The organism is Mesorhizobium sp. P160187, assembly GCF_057766425.1.
Genome location: NZ_JBYMDX010000003.1, coordinates 2,442,837 through 2,460,026 on the forward strand (window position 1 = coordinate 2,442,837; position 17,190 = coordinate 2,460,026).

Genomic DNA, 17,190 nt, shown 5'->3' on the forward strand with positions numbered 1-17,190 from the left:
GCAAAGCTGACGCGCAATCGCGGACCGTGCGCTAAAATCGTTCCTCGTGATTCGGCTCTGACAGGGCCTCAAAGCAAGGAACGGCATGAGCAAGGCCCTCATTACATTCGCATTGGTCGCGGTGCTCACCGCATTGCTCATGGCGCTCAGCCTGGCGGTGGCTAGGCACGGTTATCCCTATGGCGCGATCGGCGTGAGGCGGCTGGACGGCATTGCCGATGCCGGCTCGTTCCTGCCGCTCGCCGCCGTCTATTTCTTCGGCGCCATGCTGATGATGATCCTGCCGATCCGCGCCGCCGGCATCGTCTTGACCCATGCTGCGGATGCGCTGTTCTGGGCGGTGATCGCCTTGTTCGCGACCATTGTCGGCTGTCTCGTCGCCCGCTGGGCCTTCGGACAGAGCAGCGTGCTGTGGGCACTGCTGAACTGGCGTTTCCTGTTTGCCGCGGCCATCGTTGGCAGCCATTTCACCATGAACGAGCTGCGCCGCAACATCCTGCTCAGGAGCCTGTTTTTCGTCATCTTCGCCGCGGCGACGCTGGCTTGCCTGTTCTGGACTTTTCCGACCTGACAGGGCCGCTTCATATTGTCCATCTTGAGGTCGCGGCTTTCATAGCCGCGCGCCATCGGCTATCCAGTCCGCAGCCAGATTTCAGCCCTCACAGTGTCGTCATTTGTCTGATAAATAATTCAGGCATACGGCACCCCCAGCGAACCAATACAAGGAAACCGCGACATGAGCCTGTTTCGTAAAAATCTGATCGATGGCGAGTGGGTGGGCGAGGCCGGCTCGCGCAACATCAATCCCTCGAACACGGGGGATGTCGTTGGCGAATATGCCTCGGCCGGCGCCGAACAGGCAAAGCAGGCCATAGCGGCGGCCAAAGCCGCCTTCCCGGCCTGGTCGCGTTCGGCGCCGCTGGTGCGCCACGCCGTGCTGAAAAAGGCGTCGGACGAGATCATGGCGCGCAAGGACGAGATCGGCCGCGCGCTGTCGCGCGAAGAGGGCAAGACGCTGGCCGAGGGCATTGGCGAGACCATCCGCGCCGCCCAGATCTTCGACTTCTTCGCCGGCGAGACGCTGCGCCTGTCGGGTGAATTGGTGCCCAGCGTGCGCCCGGGCGTCGGCGTCGAGATCACCCGCGAGGCCGTTGGCGTCGTCGGCATCATTACGCCGTGGAATTTCCCGATCGCCATTCCCACCTGGAAGATCGCGCCGGCGCTCGCCCACGGCAACACCATCGTCTTCAAGCCAGCCGAACTCGTTCCCGAAAGCGCCTGGACCATCGTCGACATCTTGCACCGCGCCGGCCTGCCGAAAGGCGTGCTCAATTTGGTCATGGGCAAGGGCTCGGTGGTCGGCCAGGCCATGCTCGACAGCCCCGACCTCAACGCCATCACCTTTACCGGCTCGGTCGGCACCGGCAAACGCGTGGCCGCGGCAAGCGTCGAGCACATGCGCAAGTTCCAGCTCGAAATGGGCGGCAAGAATCCGATGGTCGTGCTCGACGACGCCGACCTCGCCACGGCTGTCGAGTGCGCCATCAACGGCGCCTATTTCTCGACCGGCCAGCGCTGCACGGCATCGTCGCGCCTGGTGGTGACCGAAGGCATTCACGACCGCTTCGTTGCCGCGCTCAAGGAGCGCCTGGAAAAGCTCGTCATCGGCGATGCGCTCGATGCCAAGACCCAGATCGGGCCCGTCGTCGATGCGAGCCAGCTGAAGCAGGACGAGGACTATATCGCCGTCGGCAGCCAGGAAGGCGCCAACCTCGCCTTCGGCGGCGAGCGGCTGGACCGCGAAACACCCGGCTTCTATCTCAGGCCGGCGCTGTTCACCGAGAGCACCAACGCCATGCGCATTTCGCGGGAAGAAATCTTCGGGCCGGTCGCCAACGTCATTCGCGTCAAGGACTATGACGAGGCGCTTGCGGTTGCCAATGACACCCCCTTCGGCCTGACCTCCGGCATCTGCACCTCTAGCCTCAAGCATGCCACGCATTTCCGGCGCAATTCCGAGGCCGGCATGGTGATGGTCAATCTGCCGACCGCCGGCGTCGATTTCCACGTCCCGTTCGGTGGCCGCAAGGGATCGAGCTACGGCCCGCGCGAGCAGGGCCGCTATGCCGCGGAGTTCTACACTACGGTGAAGACAGCCTACACCTTTGCCGGCTAATCGACGGTGAACCGATGACAGCGGCGAAAGAGGAACTGACCTGGCTCAACCCGCCGCCGCACCATGCTTTCGGTAATGGCATCGTGCATGTGCGCACCGGCGGGGAAACCGACTTCTGGCGCGAAACCTTTTACGGCTTCTGGCGTGACAATGGCCATTTCCTCTATCGTCCGGTTGAGGGTGACTTCAGCGCCGAAGTCACCGTCAAGGGCGACTACAAGGTGCTCTACGACCAGGCCGGGCTGATGCTGCGGCTGAGTGAAACGCACTGGATCAAGGCCGGCATCGAATACACCGACGGGCTGGCTTACTTTTCGGTGGTGGTCACCAACGACACCTCGGACTGGTCGCTGCTCAGCATTCCCACCGGCCCCGACGGCGTGCGCATCCGGCTGACCCGCCATGCCGAGGCGATCCGCATCCAATATCTTGATACCACCGATGGCAAGTGGAAGCCGGTGCGGCTGGCTTATTTCCCGATCTCCAAATCCGTCGATGTCGGCATGATGTGCTGCTCGCCGCAGCGCGAAGGGTTTGAGGTAACATTCTCCGGCTTTACTGTCGGCCCGCCGATTTCCAGGCAATTGCACGACTGACGGCCATATCGATGGCGGACTAACCGTCTGCCCGATGCTGGAAGAACTGCAAAAACAGCTCCCGTTCGGTGGTTATGTCGAGCTTCTCGTAGATGCGGCGGCGGTGGTTCTTCACCGTGCCGACGGCGATGCCGAGCCGTTCCGCGATGTTGGCGGTCGGATGTCCCGCCAGGATCAACTGCACCAATTCCCGCTCGCGCAACGACAGCTCCGGCCACAGGCTCGCCGGGATGGTCGGCTCCTGCCGGGGCGAGGCGCCGGGGCCGGTCGGCGCCGATGTGCGGGAGAACTCGGTGCCGCGCGCCTTGATGTCGAGCGCATGCAAGGCCTCGAACACCGGCAGCCGCTCGTCCAGCAGGGCGATCTCGCTCTCCTTGAAGGTGGAGGTCGAGCGGTCGAGGAAGATGCCGAGGCACCAGTCGCCGCCATCGGCCAGCATGATGCCGACCTCATCGCAGATTTCCGACTGCGCCAGGAAGCCGGCTATGTACTGGCCGCGCTTGGCCTCGTCATCGGCAAGCCGCTTCAGCGGCAGGATGCCCAGCCTCTGCTCACGCCGCCACGAGGCATAGAACGGGTCGAAGACGTAGTAATTGTCGAGATAGCGCCGGACCATCTCGTCGGAGAAGCGCCGGTGCTTGATGAATTCCGGCGTCTTCGTCGCCGAATATCGGGTCACGGTGACGAGATCGTGCTCGATGTCGGCGCCGATCAGGTCGATCAGGCGGTCGACATGCCTGTCCGTACCGGTGGCGGCAATCGCCCTGGCGAGCGGCCCCCAGATATTGCCCATGCGCATGCCCTTTTCTCAGCGATCCCGGTCCGGCGGTCATTGTGTCTTTTGGCACATGGCGCAAGGCCGCCCAAGGAATCTAGCTTGAGCATCCTAGAGCAATCCCGAGGCGACCGTGACACAACCCAACCTCACCAGTCCCATCGTCGGCAATCCAATCGTCATCGGCATCGACGCCGGCGGCACCATGACCGACACGATCCTTGTCGACCAGGACGGCCACTTCAAGATCGGCAAGTCGGCAACCACGCCCAAGAACGAGGCCGAAGGCTTCCTCGCATCGGCCGAAGACGCGGCCGACGCCTGGGGCATCTCGCTGGAGCAGCTGTTCTCCGGCGTCAACGTCGTGCTCTATTCCGGCACCGGCATGCTCAACACGCTGTTGTCGCGCACCGGGCGCCGGCTTGGCCTGATCACCACCAAGGGTCTGGAAGACATGATCCTGATGGGTCGGGGCCTGCAGGCCTGGGCCGACTATTCCTATGCCGACCGGCTGCATGCGGTGACCCACCATCATCCCGATCCGCTGGTGCCGCGCCGTCGCACCCATGGCGTCACCGAGCGCATCGACCAGTTCGGCGACATCGTGCTGCCGCTCTACAAGCATGAGGTCGCGACTGCAGCCAGGAAGCTGATCGCCGACAAGGTCGAGGCGATCTGCATCATGACGATCTTCTCGCACGTCAATCCGGTGCACGAAAAGCGCGTCGCCGAGATATGCCGCGAGGAGGTGCTGAAAGCCGGCGCCGACATCCTCATCTACACCAGCCACGAGGTCCGCCCGGTCATCCGCGAACAGTCGCGGCTGAACTCGGTGCTGATCGAAGCCTACGCGACGTCGCGCGGCCGCAAGCAGCTTAGGGGTATCGAGGACGTCTCGAAGAAATACGGCTTCAAATACGGCGTGCAGACGCTGCTGTCCTTTGGCGGCCTGACCTCGATCAACCACCCGCGCCTGCACGAAACCATGATCTCCGGTCCGATCGGCGGCATTCTCGGCGCGGCCTATGTCGGCAAGCTGATCGGCAACGACTCCCTGATCTGCTCGGACATGGGCGGCACCTCCTTCGACATGGGCGTGATTTCGCGCGGCCAGACGCGGATCGAGAACGAGCCGCTGATGGACCGTTTCAAGCTCAACGTGCCGACGCTGCATCTCGACACGATCGGCGCCGGCGCCGGCATGATCCTCAAGGTCGACCCGCTGACCAAGAAAGTCTCGCTCGGGCCGGAAAGCGCCGGTTCCGACCCCGGCCCCATCTGCTTCGCCAAGGGCGGCACTGAACCCACCATCGCCGATTGCGACGCCATACTAGGCCGCCTCAACCCGTATTATTTCCTCGGCGGCAAGGTCGTCTTGCAGGTCGAGAAGGCGCGCAAAGCGTTTGAGGAAAAATGCTCCAGCATCCTTGGCGTCGGTGTCGAGGAGGCTGCCGAAGGCATGATCGACATGCTGGAAGCCGATGCCAACAACGCGCTGCGCCGGGTCATCTCCGGCCAGGGCATCCATCCCTCGGAATTCACGCTGCTGTCCTATGGCGGCTCGGGTCCGCTGCATCTGGCCGGCTGCTCCAGGGGCATCGGCTTCAAGGACATCATCACCTTCCAGTTTGCCGCCGCCTTCTCGGCCTTCGGCTGCACCACCGCCGATTTCATGCGTCGGCATTCGGTCTCGACGCAGCACGACATCGGCGCCCGCGCAAGCGATGACGAGCTGCTCGCTTTCGGCAAGAAGGTCACCGACGTCTGGAATGATCTCACCAAGGCGGCGGTCGACGAGATGATCAGCGACGGCCATATCAGAGACAAGATCAAGACCGTGCCGTTCCTGATGATGCGCTACACCGGCCAGCTCGAGGATGTCGAGGTCATGGCACCGCTTGCCGAGGTCAATTCGGCTGACGACATGCGCAGGGTCATCGACGAGTTCGAGGCGGTCTACGCCAAGGTCAACCATCGCGTTTCGCGCTATGGCGAAGCCGGCTTCACCATCACCGAGCTCGGATTGATCGCCACCGCCGACAAGGTCAAGCCGGTGCTCTTGAAGCGCCCGCTCGGCAAGTCGGCCCCGGCAGCAGCGCACAAGGGCGTGCGCGAGGCCTATATCGGGGGACGCTGGCACAAGGCCAATCTCTACGAGATGGACCTACTGCAGCCCGGCCATGAGGTGATTGGTCCGGCCATCATCGAACATCCCGCCACCACGCTCGTTGTTCATCCGCAGGACCGTGTCCACGTCGATGAGTGGACGCTGCTGCATTACACCCATTCTTGAAAGGGCACCGCCATGTTGGACAGACCTGCCTCGGCCCTGCGCCTTCGCGAACGGCTGCTCGATTCAGAACGGCTGATGGAAGAGACCGGCTGCTATGACGGCATCACCGAGCTCACGCTACGCAACCAGGACCCGCTGAAATTCGAGACGCTGCACACCAAGCTGCGCGCCTATTGCGTCTCGGCCCGCGAAATGGCCCGCCGCATCTCGGCCTCGCCCGGCGTGCGCGAAGTCGGCGAAATGGTGGTGGCGATCTATACGCCCGAGGGCGATGCGATCGCGCTGTCCAACGGCATCATGGTCCACGTCCACACGATGAGCCGCTTCATCAAATGGATGATCAAGAACAATTACGAGGAAAACCCGAAGATCCGCGAAGGCGACATCTTTGCCAACAACGATGCCTTCATCGGCACCGTGCAGGTGCCCGACGTCATGGACGTGGTGCCGATCTTCCATGAAGGCACGCTGGTCGGCTGGGCCGGTGCGGTCTGCCACGAGCTCGAAGCCGGCGGCATCACGCCCGGCGGCGACGTCTGCCTGGCGCAGGAGCGCTTCACCGAAGGCCTGTTCGTCTGCGCCGAGAAGATCGGCGAGAATGACGAGATCCGCCGCGACTACGTCATCCGCTGCGAGCGCAATCTACGCATGCCGATCTACTGGGTGCTCGACGAGAAGGCCAAGGTCGCCTCCTGCATCGACATGCGCGAAAGCGTCAAGCAGCTGATCTCCGAGATCGGCCTCGACTACTGGATGAAGGTGTCGAAGGAGTTCATCGAGGAGGGCCGTCGCGCCCAGCTCGCCCGCACCCGCCAGCTCACCGTGCCCGGCATTTATCGTGGCCACACCTTCTACGGCCATGTCACGACGGGCAAGCCCGGCTTCCAGCTGCTTGGCGATCCCGACTGGCTCTACAACATCCCGATCGAGATGGAGATCACCACCGACGGCAAGATCACCATGGACTTCGAGGGCACGCAGCCCTGGGGCTACCATTCGATGAACTGCACGCCGGCCGGCATGGATGGAGGCATGTTCGTCACCTTGACCCAGCACATGAATTTCGAGGGCCTGGTCAATGACGGCGCCTGGATGGCGACCGAGCTGAAGCTGCCGCCCGGCACCTGGACCAACCCCGACAATGAGATGGTGGCGACCGCCACATCCTGGGCGCTGCTGCTGCCGGCCTATGGCGTGTTCCAGCGCCTTTTGTCGCGCGGCTTCGTCGCGCGCGGCTACGTCGAGGAAGCCTTCGTCGGCCAGGTCAACAGCCCGATGATCGAGATGGGCGGCGAAAGCCAGTACGGCACGCCGTTCGGCATGGCGCATTTCGAATGCGCCGCCGCCGGCTCCGGCGCGCTGGCCATCGCCGATGGCCTCGACACCGCCTATGTCGGCTGGAATCCGGAATCCGACATGGGCAACATTGAGGTCTGGGAACAGTCGATGCCGATGGTCTATATCGGCCGCTCGATCATGCCCAATTCGGGCGGCGCCGGCAAATATCGCGGCGGCTGTTCCTTCGTCTCGACCTGGCTGATCAACAAGACCTCGCACCTGCGACTGCACACCTCGGAACACTCCTCGCGGGTATTCGACAATGGCGGCATGTGTGGCGGCTATCCCGCGCCGACCTGCCAGAAGCATCGCGCGGTACGCAATTCCAACATCCATGAACTGGCGGCAAAAGGCGAACCGCTCGCGCATGCCCCAGGTATCGATCCGCATGTCTCCGACTACGAGAAGAACATCGGCGGCGACCATGCCGTGGTCGAAGGCCCCTACATCACCTCGCCGCACAAGTCGGGGGACATCTTCAGCCATTCCTACAATGGTGGCGGCGGTTACGGCGACGTGCTGGAGCGCGATCCGGTCAAGACCGCCTGGGATGTCGAGAACGGTTTTCTCACCCGCCAGGCGGCGGTCCAGATTTTCGGCATCGTGCTGAAGGACGACGCCGAGGGTTATCCGGTTGCCTATATCGACGCCACCGTCGAACGTCGTGCCGCCATGCGCAAGGAGCGTCTGGCCAAGGCGATCCCGGTTTCGGACTGGATCGCTGCCGAACGCGGCCGTGTCGAGAAGGCCGACTTCGCGCCCGAGGTGAAGAAAATGTATGCCAGCGCGATCAAGCTATCGTCGCGCTTCACCAGGGATTTCAGTGATTTCTGGACCGTCGACGCCAGATCGATCTTCATGCCGGGAGCAAAGGCATGACCTCATACAGCAAGGAAGTCCTCGGCGATCTCTCAGCCGGCAAGCTGCCCTGGCCGCAGACAAAGCGCATCATGAGCGCCTACAAGGACGACGACCGCTTCTTCAAGATGCTCGCCGTCTATCAGGACCGTGTCGCATGGAAGGACCCGATCCTGCTGCCGGTCTCGGATCACCTCTTCATCTGCCAAAGCGGCGATGAACGGATCACCCGCTGCGAATGCGGCCACTCCTTCGGCGACTACCGCAAGAACTGGAAGCTCAAGGCTGCGATCAACGTGCGAAACACCGAGGAAGCGCTGCGCGAGATCTATCCCAACAGCGATATCCCCGATCCGCAATGGATGGAAATTCGCGAATTCATCTGTCCACAATGCGGCACCATGCACGAAGTGGAAGCGGCGGCGCCGGGCTACCCGATCGTCCATGATTTCGAGCCAGATCTCGAAGGCTTCTACCGCGAGTGGCTGGGCAAACCGCTTTAGCGAAACTCGATGTTACGGCCGCGTTGCCGGCAAGGTAGCGCTCCTAGCCGGCGACGGACTATGAATAAACGCATCGTACGTCGCATCGGAGACTGCCCACCATGACAGACCTTTCCGGCCGCAGCGCCATCGTCACCGGCGGGTTTTCCGGCATGGGTTTCGCCATTGCTACGGCCCTGGCGCAAGCCGGCGCCAATGTCGCCGTCGGCTCCTACATCGCGCCCGCCGGCGCCGACAGATCCGACGCCGCCTACTATCCCGGCGCCGATGAACTCGAGCGCGTGCGGTTGGCCCTGTCGGCACACGGCACCAGGGTTTGTGCCGCCCATCTCGATGTCCGCGACAGCGAGGTGACCAACCGGTTTGCAGCCGACGCGCAGGCCGCCATCGGCCCGGCCGACATACTGGTCAATGCCGCGGGCACCACCGCCGAACAGCCGGTCTGCGGCCATTCCGACGCGCTGTGGGACAAGATCGTCGACACCAATCTCAGCGGAGCGTTCCGCGTCACCCGAGCTGTGCTGCCCGGCATGATCGAGCGCGGCTGGGGCCGTATCGTCAACATCGGCTCGACGGCGGCTTCCGTCGGCTGGAAGGACAACCCGGCCTACTGCGCCTCGAAGGCCGGGCTGCTCGGCCTTACCCGCTGTGTAGCGCTGGAAGGCGCCGCGCACGGTGTCACTTGCGTCATGATCAGCCCGACCTGGGTCGAGACCGAACTGATGCGCCGCAACGTGGCGCAGGTCGTCGAGCGTGAGGGCAAGGGCAGAACCGCCGAGGAAGCGATGGCCGAGATCGCCAAGGGCAATCCCCAGCAGCGCATGCTGCAGCCGCAGGAAATCGCGGCTCTAGCCGTGTTCCTGTGCTCGGATCTGGCCAAGGGCATCACCATGGAAAACATCCAGATCACCGGCGGAGCGCTGTGGTAGCGGCCACAGTTTGAATTTTCGAACGAGCGAGCCGCATTAACGCCATTTGTCGGTTGCATGGTCGTTTTGGCCCTGCCTGCGGCAACTTTACCCCTCGCGGCAAATTTACCATTGAGTGACAGGCGATAGAGGTTATATTGTGCACTGCACAATGGATGCCCGCTGATCGGGGTCCGGCAAGGGCAGGTTCCGGCGATCGCGCATGACGCAGAAAAGCCGACCATGGGCGCTTCAGCCCAGCCGAAAGGCGGCAGCATGAGAAATCCGGTACGGATATGAAGATCCCGAAATCCATTCTGATCGATCCGGACAACAACAAGGCCTATGCCGCCTTCGCCGTTGCGGTGTCGGTCTTTGCCTTCGCCTACTCCACCAATTTCGGCCAGATCCTGATCCTCGCCTACTATCTGGTATGGCTGCCGCTGCTGTTCGTCGATTACCGGCGTTTCGCCCGCGATCTCTCCAGCGCCTGGCTGCCGCTGCTGTTTGCGGCCTATGTCTGCCTGTCGCTGTTCTGGTCGCAAGCGGCCGGCACCAGCGCGCGGGCGGGGCTGCAATATTTCTCCCACATGCTGTGCGCCTACATCGCGGCGCGCACCATCAGCACGCGCACGCTGGTGCTGGGCTCGCTGATCGGCATCTTCATCGTGCTGCTGTATTCGCTGAAGGTTGGCGCCTATGCGCTCGACACTATCGACGGCACCACCAATTTCGTCGGCGCCTTCGGCTCCAAGAACCAGATCGGCTTCTTCGCCTCGCTCGGCATCTTCTTCTGCTTCGCTTTTCTGGCCTTCTACCGGCGCAACTGGATGAGCTTCGTCTGGACCGCGCCGATCATCCTGCTGTCGGTCTATATGCTGGCGATCGCCCACTCGGCGACGTCGGTCGCTTCGCTTCCGGCGGTGATCGGTGTCGTTGCCTTGCTTGCGATGAGCAAGGTTCTGTCACGCCGCTACCGCCGCGTGCTGTTCGTCGTCGGCGCTACCGCGCTGGTCGGCGGTGTGATGGCTGCGCTGAACCTTGGCCTGCTCGATGTCGTGCTCGGCATCTTCGGCAAGGATTCGACGCTGACCGGCCGCACCTATCTCTGGGAACAGGGCTGGGCCGCCGCGCAGCAGCGTCCGGTGCTCGGTTATGGCTATGCCGCCTACTGGATCCAGGGTTTTGCCGATCCGGAACGGCTCTGGGCCGAGTTCTACATCTCCACCCGCACCGGCTTCCATTTCCACAACACCTATATTGAGACGCTGGTCGAGCTCGGCTTCATCGGCGTGACGATGCTGGCGCTGATCATCCTGCGCTCCTTCTGGGGCCATGTTTCGAAGGTGGTGTTCGGTGACTGGAGCGCCGATTCAGTGGTGCTCGCCGGCGCGGTCGGCATGATGCTGATCCGCTCCTTCTTCGAGGTCGAGATCCTCGGCCCCTATTTCATGGCCTCGTTCATCGTCTATTACGGCCTGTTCAAGCTGCGCCCGGTGCCGCTCGCCAGGGCAAGGCGGGCCTATGTTCCGGTGCCGGACGAGAACACCGCCAACGGCCGCATGCCGGCGCGCGTCTGACTTGCTTATCTCAGGCGACGGCGCGCTTGCGCAGCATCAGCCGCTGCAGGAAGCGGCGCAACGGCTCGTCATAGAGGCGCGTGGCGATGTCGGCGATGACGATGACGGAAACCGCCATGACGATGCCGAACCAGGGATGATGCGCGAACGGGTCGATCGCTGCGGCCTTGCCCGCCCCGGCGATGATCATCAGCAGCGGCGTGTGGATGATGTAGATTGGGTAGGAAATCCGCCCCAGCCAGCCATAGAGGCCTGACAGGCGCGGCGCCGTCGGCGCAATAGTGCCGACCACCACCAGCGCCGGGAAAACAAAGACGACGCAGGCGAGATCGTAGGCGACGCGCGCGCCGCCGACCGGCGCGATGGCAAAGACAACGAGCGTCAGTGCGATCGCGGCCTCTATCCACCAGCCGCGCCGCAGAAAGCCGAGCCCGCTTTGATAGCGTGTCATGGACCGGCAAAGCAGCACGCCCAGGAAGAACGAGAAACAGACGCGTGGCAGGCCGCTGATGATAGTCGATCCGGTCATGCCGAAGTCGAGGGTGCCGGCAATGATAGAGACGACCACCAGCAACACCAGACTGACGGCGATGAGCGTGCTCAGCACGCGTTTCGTCAGCAGGAAGAAGACGGCGACATAGGCTATGTTGACGATCAGCTCGAAGAACAGCGACCACGACGCGGGGTTGAGCGGAAAGATCGTGTGATAGGCATCGCTGACCAGCGGGATGAAGAACATGCCGGTCGTCAGCATGGTGCCGATCTCGGAGATCGGCATGTATTCCGCCGGAATCAGCCGGTTCTTGACGACGAGATAGAAGAAACCGAGCAGCGTGCCGGCGAGGTAGAGCGGGTAGAGGCGTATCAGGCGGATCGCCACGAAGGTGCCGACGCCCATGCCGTTTTCGATCTTGCGGTCATAGGCATGCGCGATGACGAAGCCGCTGAGCAGGAAGAACAGGTCGACGGCCAAATAGCTCGACGGCAGCACCTTGCCGGCGGCCAGGAACGGCGAGAAGTGGTAGAGCATGACGCTGATCGCCGCGACGCCGCGGATGGCATCGAGATTGAGGTAGACGTGGCGCGGTGCGGCGGGCTGCATGGAATGCCTTCAAGCGGTCGAAAAACGGAAGTTCCCGCCCGCACCCTGGCGCGAACGAGCCGAACTGGTTCCTCCCGCCTCCATCGCGCGGGCCTCGCCGAGCGAGCCCGAGCGCTAGAGCAATTCCGGGAAAAGTGGGAAACGGTTTTCCGTCCGGAATTGCTCCAAACAAACAGGTTACTGGCTGGCCGTCGGCGCCAGCTTCACCTTGATGACGTCGCCCGGCAGCACCGGCGTATCTTCCTTGGCGTCGATCTCGCTGGTCTTGCCGTCCGTCACGCGCACCAGCGAATAGATGAGCGCCGGCTCTTCATTGTGGTTTGTGATGGCGGCGGTCGTGGCCGGGTCCGATGCCTGGGCCATCAGGCCCTGTTGCATGTTGACCCTGAGTGCGGCTTCGTTGAGGTCTGCTTCGACCTGCTGCCGGTCGGCGGCAAGTCTCGAGTTCAACGTGTTCTGGGCATCGATGGCATCCTGCGTCGCCTTGCTGACCGACTGCTTGGCGGTGAGGATCGCCGTCTCATAGTCCAGGATCTTGCCCTGCAGATCGGTGACCGACTGTTGCGAGGAAAGCAGGCGTGCGTTGGCGACCAAGCCCTTTTGCGCCAGCGGACCGATACTGTCCGCCTGCTGCTGCGCCAGGTCGACCTGCTTTTGCTGGTTGACGATCTTTTTCTGCAGCGCCTCGATTTCGGACTGCAGGACCCCTTTCAGATCGTCAAGCGCCTGCAGCTTCAGCTTCAACGCTTTCTGGTCGGAGATCAGGATCTGCATTTCGTCGGCGACGATTGTCGCCAGGCGCGGGTCGCCCTCGACTTCCTTAGGCGCCTCGAAACTCTCCTTGCCGGCGAGATCGGCATCGATGCGGGCACGCTTGACGATCAACCGCACGCGCTGGTCGTCATAAATGTCGAAATTGCCCTTGGCGGTGATCAGATCCTTGCCGAGCTGGGTGCCGAAATCGGCGTTGCGCCGGATGCCGCCGGCGATGCTGATCGCCTTGAGCACGGTCAGCTCCGGCACATAGGGAAACTGGCCAGGCGTCTGGATCTCGCCCGAGATGTAGAACGGCCGGAACTGCACCATTTCCACCGAGGCTTCCGGCTTGTCCGACAAGGCAAGCTTGCGCTGCAGGGCGACGCTGATCGCGGTCGCAACCTCCGACGTGGTCTTGCCGGCGGCCGGCAGTTCGCCGACGAACGGCACCGACAAATTGCCGGCTGGACCGACCGAATATTCGCCGTTTACCGCCGACCAGTCACGGAACGTGCCTTCCACCGTCTGCCACTCGGCGACGCGGATGTTGAGCTTGTCCTGCGAGCCGAGCCGGTACTCGTCGGCCATGGCCGGAACCGCGAGCGACAGAGCGAGGCACGTGGCGACGAGCCGTGCCGGCCGCATCGGGCCGGCAAGGCGAAAATACGCTGATATGTCTGTTTTCAACTGAACGTTTCCGATCCGTTTTGGCCCCATCCGCCCGATAGGCCTGCTGCCGAGTGCCTCCTTCGGAACCTGGCAGAATACTATGGCTGCAATGCGAGACCGGCCCATCGCCGAATAGCTTTGGACCGGATTGGCTTCGGGCCGTACCGGCCCGATTGCTGACCAGTTGCGGTCGGTCAGTAGGAACCGCGCGACATCCACACCGCAGGCACGGTCTTGAGGATGATGCGAACGTCTTCGAACAGCGACCAGTTCTCGACATAGTGACGGTCGAACGCGACGCGACTGTCATAGGAGACATCGTTGCGTCCGCTGACCTGCCAGAGCCCGGTCAGGCCCGGCCGCGACTTCAAATAATAGACCGCGGCGCTGCCGTAGATCTCAAGCTCGTCGCGCACCACCGGGCGAGGCCCGACAAGGCTCATGTCGCCCTGCAGGATGTTGATGATCTGCGGCAGCTCGTCGAGGCTGAGCTTGCGCAGAACGGCGCCGACGCGGGTGACGCGCGGATCGTTCTTCAGCTTGCGGGTCGCGATCCATTCGGCGTTGGCTTCCGGATTGGCCGCGAGATAGGCGGCCAGCACACGTTCGCCGTCTTCGACCATGGTGCGGAACTTGAGGCAGGGGAAAATCCGCCCACCGCGTCCGATGCGCTTGTGGCCGTAGAAGATCGAGCCGCCGTCGGAAAGCTTGACCAGAAGGGCCACCATCAGGAACAGCGGGCTAAGCGCCACCAGGCCGACAAGTGAACCGAAAATATCGAAACTGCGCTTCAGCAGCCCGCCGATGGGTGGCGGAAAATCTACGCCGACATGCGAAAATGCCGCATTGGCCGACTTGGCAACGTCCCTCATGCAAAAGCTCCATACGTTGAACGGATGGTTTATGCCACGATACCAAAAAAATGCTGCAGCGCAACACACAATTTCCCATATGGCTGAAATAGTCACGTCAGGAATTGACTAAATAATAAACCCTCCTTGCCCAAATTTTGCCCTTTATGGCGGGTTTGTGACGAATAATTAGCAACCGTAGGAAATGTAATGCATTTTTTCGGCGGGTTTTGGGCAAATCGTCCTTTGCCGCAGAGGGAACGGCTTTAACTGATTTTCGAATCACTGGCTTTGCTAAATTAATCAAGTAAAATACTAATCAACGTTGTAGATTCTACTGTAGTATAAAGCGCATGACGAGTTAGGTCACCACCCCTGCGTGTGCATCGCAGCATGGCGGAGTCCAAGCCGCCGCCAAGCCGAAAATTATTGCAGGTTGCCCTTGCCGTCAGTTTCGCGCCTTAATAGAGTCGCAAATTATTCCTGATAGAGTCTGGATGGGTTGGGAAGGCCGGAAGCAACCGGCCGAAAAAGAGCAGCTAAATAAGCTCGCATGGCGAATGGGGAGATACTCGGGTGGGTAAGTCATCGCTTTTGCATGCTCGGGCCGGTTGACGGGCCGCCGAACATGTCATTACCAAAATTCGTCATTGGAATGGTTTTCGCCCTCGGGATCGTGGTCGCGTGGTCCTATGTCGACGGCGCGACGGTCACCACAACGGTGCTTCGCGTCATCGGCTGCGCTGTCCTCATCCAAGTCGGTTATTTCCTGCTGGTGTATGTTATGATCGCCAGGAGCGCGCCGACATCGGCCGACAGGGCTCGCGACGCCGAAAGAAGCCTCGGCGCCGACAAGGCGGTTGAAGGCGAGAAGCTCTCGGCGAGGCGCAGCGTGCATTGAACAGTCTGAAGCCGCAAGGTCGGCCTCGGATCATCTTGCAGCCGGACTCAGCCTGCTTCGGCCGGCTCGGGTTCCGATTGCTCGCCTGAAAGCATTTTCGACAGGCGGCTGCCGGCCTTCGCTTTCAACCTCTGATATTGCCCGACTTCGACGATTCGTCCGTTTTCGACTGCAACCACCCAGTCGGCGAAGGCGATCATCGATGGCCTGTGCGCAATGGTCAGGATCGTCATCGATCCGCGCAAGCCGTCGATCGATTTGGCGATCAGGGACTGGTTCTGCCAGTCGAGCGCGCTGGTCGCCTCGTCGAGAATGAGCAGCGAAGGTTTGCGCAGCAGCGCGCGCGCCAGCGCGATGCGCTGGCGTTCGCCGCCCGAGAGCCGGACGCCGCGGTCGCCGACCACCGTGTCGAGCCGCAACTCCAGCCGCTCGACGAAGTCGGCGCCATGCGCAGCGCGCAGTGCAGTCCACAGCTCCGCGTCACTGGCTTGCGGCGCGGCAAGGCGCAGATTGGCGGCGATCGTATCGTGCAGCAGGAACACGTCTTGCGGCACATACGCCACCTGGTCGCGCCAGCGCCGGCGGTTGGCGGCGCCGATCTCGACGCCATCGGCCAGGATTTTGCCCTCGCTCGGTTCGAGCAGGCCAAGCAGCATGTCGGCAAGCGTGCTCTTGCCCGATCCTGACGGACCGATCAGCGCCGTTACCTTGCCGGCGGGTAGGCCAAAGGTGACATCGCTCACCACCGGCTTGCCGCCCGCCTCATAGGCAAAGGAGACATTGCGTATGTTGAGCCCGACATCGAGCGACAGCTTGGCATCCGATTCGAGGTTTGCCGGCTCGCGCTCGGCATCGAAACGCGCCTGCATGTCGCGCATCGAGGCATAGGCCGGCAGATTGATCAGCACCTGCTGCGCCTGCATCTGCATGTCCATGAAGCGCGGCGCAATGCGCATGAACACCAGAAGCAGGACAACGATCTCGGCCAGCGAGAGGTTGAAGCGCACCAAAGCGACATAGATGAACAGGCTCAGACCAATGACGCTGGCGACCTGGAACAGAGCGGTGCCGATGGTGCTGTTGCGCACATAGTTGATGTTGTCGGCCTTCATCTTCTCCAGTGTCGCGCGAAGCTGCGCGTAATAGGTCGCCTCGACATTCAGGCTCTTGGCCACCTTGATGCCGCCGAGGAACTCCGAGACCGTTCGGTACTGCTCCTGGCGATTGCTGGTCAAAACCCGGCCGAAGGCGCTGGCTCGTGCCCGAAACGGCTGCAGCGCCAGGAAGGTGACGATGCCGACGACAATGGCAAACGCCGTCATCACTGTCGAAATGAACAGCGAGACAACGAGATAACCCGCCAGAAGCACGGCGATCTGCACCAGCATCAGCAGGGAGAACGCCGCCGACTGCACGCGGTCGATATCGCCGGTCAGCGCATGGTCGAGATCGGAGCTGCGCATGCGCGCGAATATCCCCCACCGCGCCTTGCCGATGCTCTCGAACAGGTTCATGCGCAGCCGATTGATGAAGTCGAGCAGCAGCCGCGCCATGTAGACGGATTTATAGCGGTTGAACGCTGCCTGCAGCGCGACAAGCCCGACCAGCAGGCAAAGCACCGTGGTCAATTGCAGCGTTCCGTCCGGAGCCAGCCAGCGCACCCAGTCGCGGTCAGGCAACCTGACCGCGAAATTCTGCTCGGGTCGCCCGACCAGATGCAGCAGCGGCACCAGAAGCAGGATCGAGATGCCTTCGGTCAGGCTTCCCAGGATCAGGAACAGCAATGCCGTGAAGGTCCTGCGCCCGCCGATCCGGGCCATGGCGGCGCCGAAGCCGGCGACATCGCGGTAAAACGAAAAGCGCAGGATCTGCGATGCGGACATG

General features: G+C 62.3%; 14 protein-coding genes. 9 read left to right on the forward strand and 5 right to left on the reverse strand.

Annotation, left to right across the window (positions count from 1 at the left end):
- The first annotated feature begins 85 nt into the window (after positions 1-85).
- The 3 genes from AC3CCE_RS15265 (at position 86) to AC3CCE_RS15275 (ending at position 2,772) form a co-directional block, all read left to right on the forward strand.
- On the forward strand, positions 86-571 hold the full coding sequence (locus AC3CCE_RS15265) for a hypothetical protein (RefSeq protein WP_023694218.1): 486 nt from the start codon (positions 86-88) through the stop codon (positions 569-571).
- 165 nt (positions 572-736) lie between these two features.
- Entirely contained in the window at positions 737-2,176 is a 1,440-nt protein-coding gene (locus AC3CCE_RS15270) for an aldehyde dehydrogenase family protein (protein ID WP_023732561.1), read from the forward strand.
- Between the two features lie 14 nt (positions 2,177-2,190).
- On the forward strand, positions 2,191-2,772 hold the full coding sequence (locus AC3CCE_RS15275) for a DUF1349 domain-containing protein (RefSeq protein ID WP_023732560.1): 582 nt from the start codon (positions 2,191-2,193) through the stop codon (positions 2,770-2,772).
- Between the two features lie 19 nt (positions 2,773-2,791).
- Here the strand turns inward: AC3CCE_RS15275 and AC3CCE_RS15280 are convergent, their stop codons facing one another.
- Positions 2,792-3,571, reverse strand: a complete 780-nt coding sequence (locus tag AC3CCE_RS15280; RefSeq protein WP_352511076.1) for a helix-turn-helix transcriptional regulator — start codon at positions 3,569-3,571, stop codon at positions 2,792-2,794.
- 109 nt (positions 3,572-3,680) lie between these two features.
- Here AC3CCE_RS15280 and AC3CCE_RS15285 point away from each other — a divergent pair, with 109 nt between their 5' ends.
- From AC3CCE_RS15285 to AC3CCE_RS15305, 5 genes are all read left to right on the forward strand, one after another.
- Entirely contained in the window at positions 3,681-5,840 is a 2,160-nt protein-coding gene (locus AC3CCE_RS15285) for a hydantoinase/oxoprolinase family protein (RefSeq protein ID WP_352624057.1), read from the forward strand.
- Between the two features lie 12 nt (positions 5,841-5,852).
- The gene (locus AC3CCE_RS15290) at positions 5,853-8,057 is read left to right on the forward strand and encodes a hydantoinase B/oxoprolinase family protein (RefSeq protein ID WP_352624055.1); all 2,205 of its coding nucleotides are present in this window, start codon (positions 5,853-5,855) and stop codon (positions 8,055-8,057) included.
- On the forward strand, positions 8,054-8,539 hold the full coding sequence (locus tag AC3CCE_RS15295) for an acetone carboxylase subunit gamma (protein ID WP_023668821.1): 486 nt from the start codon (positions 8,054-8,056) through the stop codon (positions 8,537-8,539). Before AC3CCE_RS15290 ends, AC3CCE_RS15295 begins: the two co-directional genes overlap by 4 nt.
- A gap of 101 nt (positions 8,540-8,640) precedes the next feature.
- Positions 8,641-9,468: an SDR family NAD(P)-dependent oxidoreductase gene (locus AC3CCE_RS15300; protein WP_023684241.1), complete on the forward strand. Its 828-nt coding sequence runs from the start codon at positions 8,641-8,643 to the stop codon at positions 9,466-9,468.
- Between the two features lie 275 nt (positions 9,469-9,743).
- Complete coding sequence (locus AC3CCE_RS15305; RefSeq protein WP_023689977.1) at positions 9,744-11,027, forward strand: O-antigen ligase family protein; 1,284 nt, start codon at positions 9,744-9,746, stop codon at positions 11,025-11,027.
- Positions 11,028-11,037: 10 nt separating this feature from the next.
- Here AC3CCE_RS15305 and AC3CCE_RS15310 read toward each other — a convergent pair whose 3' ends face one another.
- The 3 genes from AC3CCE_RS15310 to AC3CCE_RS15320 form a co-directional block, all read right to left on the reverse strand.
- The gene (locus tag AC3CCE_RS15310; protein WP_023711268.1) at positions 11,038-12,129 is read right to left on the reverse strand and encodes an acyltransferase family protein; all 1,092 of its coding nucleotides are present in this window, start codon (positions 12,127-12,129) and stop codon (positions 11,038-11,040) included.
- 177 nt (positions 12,130-12,306) lie between these two features.
- Complete coding sequence (locus tag AC3CCE_RS15315; RefSeq protein WP_032894632.1) at positions 12,307-13,530, reverse strand: polysaccharide biosynthesis/export family protein; 1,224 nt, start codon at positions 13,528-13,530, stop codon at positions 12,307-12,309.
- 218 nt (positions 13,531-13,748) lie between these two features.
- Positions 13,749-14,426 carry a sugar transferase gene (locus AC3CCE_RS15320; protein WP_023668816.1) on the reverse strand — a complete coding sequence of 226 codons (678 nt, stop codon included), beginning with the start codon at positions 14,424-14,426 and terminating at the stop codon, positions 13,749-13,751.
- A 634-nt stretch (positions 14,427-15,060) separates the two neighbouring features.
- Between AC3CCE_RS15320 and AC3CCE_RS15325 the strand changes: the two genes are divergently transcribed.
- Positions 15,061-15,306 carry an exopolysaccharide production repressor protein gene (locus AC3CCE_RS15325; RefSeq protein WP_488377156.1) on the forward strand — a complete coding sequence of 82 codons (246 nt, stop codon included), beginning with the start codon at positions 15,061-15,063 and terminating at the stop codon, positions 15,304-15,306.
- A 47-nt stretch (positions 15,307-15,353) separates the two neighbouring features.
- Here AC3CCE_RS15325 and AC3CCE_RS15330 read toward each other — a convergent pair whose 3' ends face one another.
- The gene (locus AC3CCE_RS15330; RefSeq protein ID WP_023711265.1) at positions 15,354-17,189 is read right to left on the reverse strand and encodes an ABC transporter ATP-binding protein; all 1,836 of its coding nucleotides are present in this window, start codon (positions 17,187-17,189) and stop codon (positions 15,354-15,356) included.
- Position 17,190 lies beyond the last annotated feature (1 nt).

Bases quoted from the DNA above. Each gene is read 5' to 3' on its own strand.
- AC3CCE_RS15265 (WP_023694218.1), top strand. From the start codon at position 86: ATGAGCAAGGCCCTCATTACATTCGCATTGGTCGCGGTGCTCACCGCA.
- AC3CCE_RS15270 (WP_023732561.1), top strand. From the start codon at position 737: ATGAGCCTGTTTCGTAAAAATCTGATCGATGGCGAGTGGGTGGGCGAG.
- AC3CCE_RS15275 (WP_023732560.1), top strand. From the start codon at position 2,191: ATGACAGCGGCGAAAGAGGAACTGACCTGGCTCAACCCGCCGCCGCAC.
- AC3CCE_RS15280 (WP_352511076.1), bottom strand. From the start codon at position 3,571: ATGCGCATGGGCAATATCTGGGGGCCGCTCGCCAGGGCGATTGCCGCC.
- AC3CCE_RS15290 (WP_352624055.1), top strand. From the start codon at position 5,853: ATGTTGGACAGACCTGCCTCGGCCCTGCGCCTTCGCGAACGGCTGCTC.
- AC3CCE_RS15295 (WP_023668821.1), top strand. From the start codon at position 8,054: ATGACCTCATACAGCAAGGAAGTCCTCGGCGATCTCTCAGCCGGCAAG.
- AC3CCE_RS15300 (WP_023684241.1), top strand. From the start codon at position 8,641: ATGACAGACCTTTCCGGCCGCAGCGCCATCGTCACCGGCGGGTTTTCC.
- AC3CCE_RS15305 (WP_023689977.1), top strand. From the start codon at position 9,744: ATGAAGATCCCGAAATCCATTCTGATCGATCCGGACAACAACAAGGCC.
- AC3CCE_RS15310 (WP_023711268.1), bottom strand. From the start codon at position 12,129: ATGCAGCCCGCCGCACCGCGCCACGTCTACCTCAATCTCGATGCCATC.
- AC3CCE_RS15315 (WP_032894632.1), bottom strand. From the start codon at position 13,530: ATGCGGCCGGCACGGCTCGTCGCCACGTGCCTCGCTCTGTCGCTCGCG.
- AC3CCE_RS15320 (WP_023668816.1), bottom strand. From the start codon at position 14,426: ATGAGGGACGTTGCCAAGTCGGCCAATGCGGCATTTTCGCATGTCGGC.
- AC3CCE_RS15325 (WP_488377156.1), top strand. From the start codon at position 15,061: ATGGTTTTCGCCCTCGGGATCGTGGTCGCGTGGTCCTATGTCGACGGC.
- AC3CCE_RS15330 (WP_023711265.1), bottom strand. From the start codon at position 17,189: ATGTCCGCATCGCAGATCCTGCGCTTTTCGTTTTACCGCGATGTCGCC.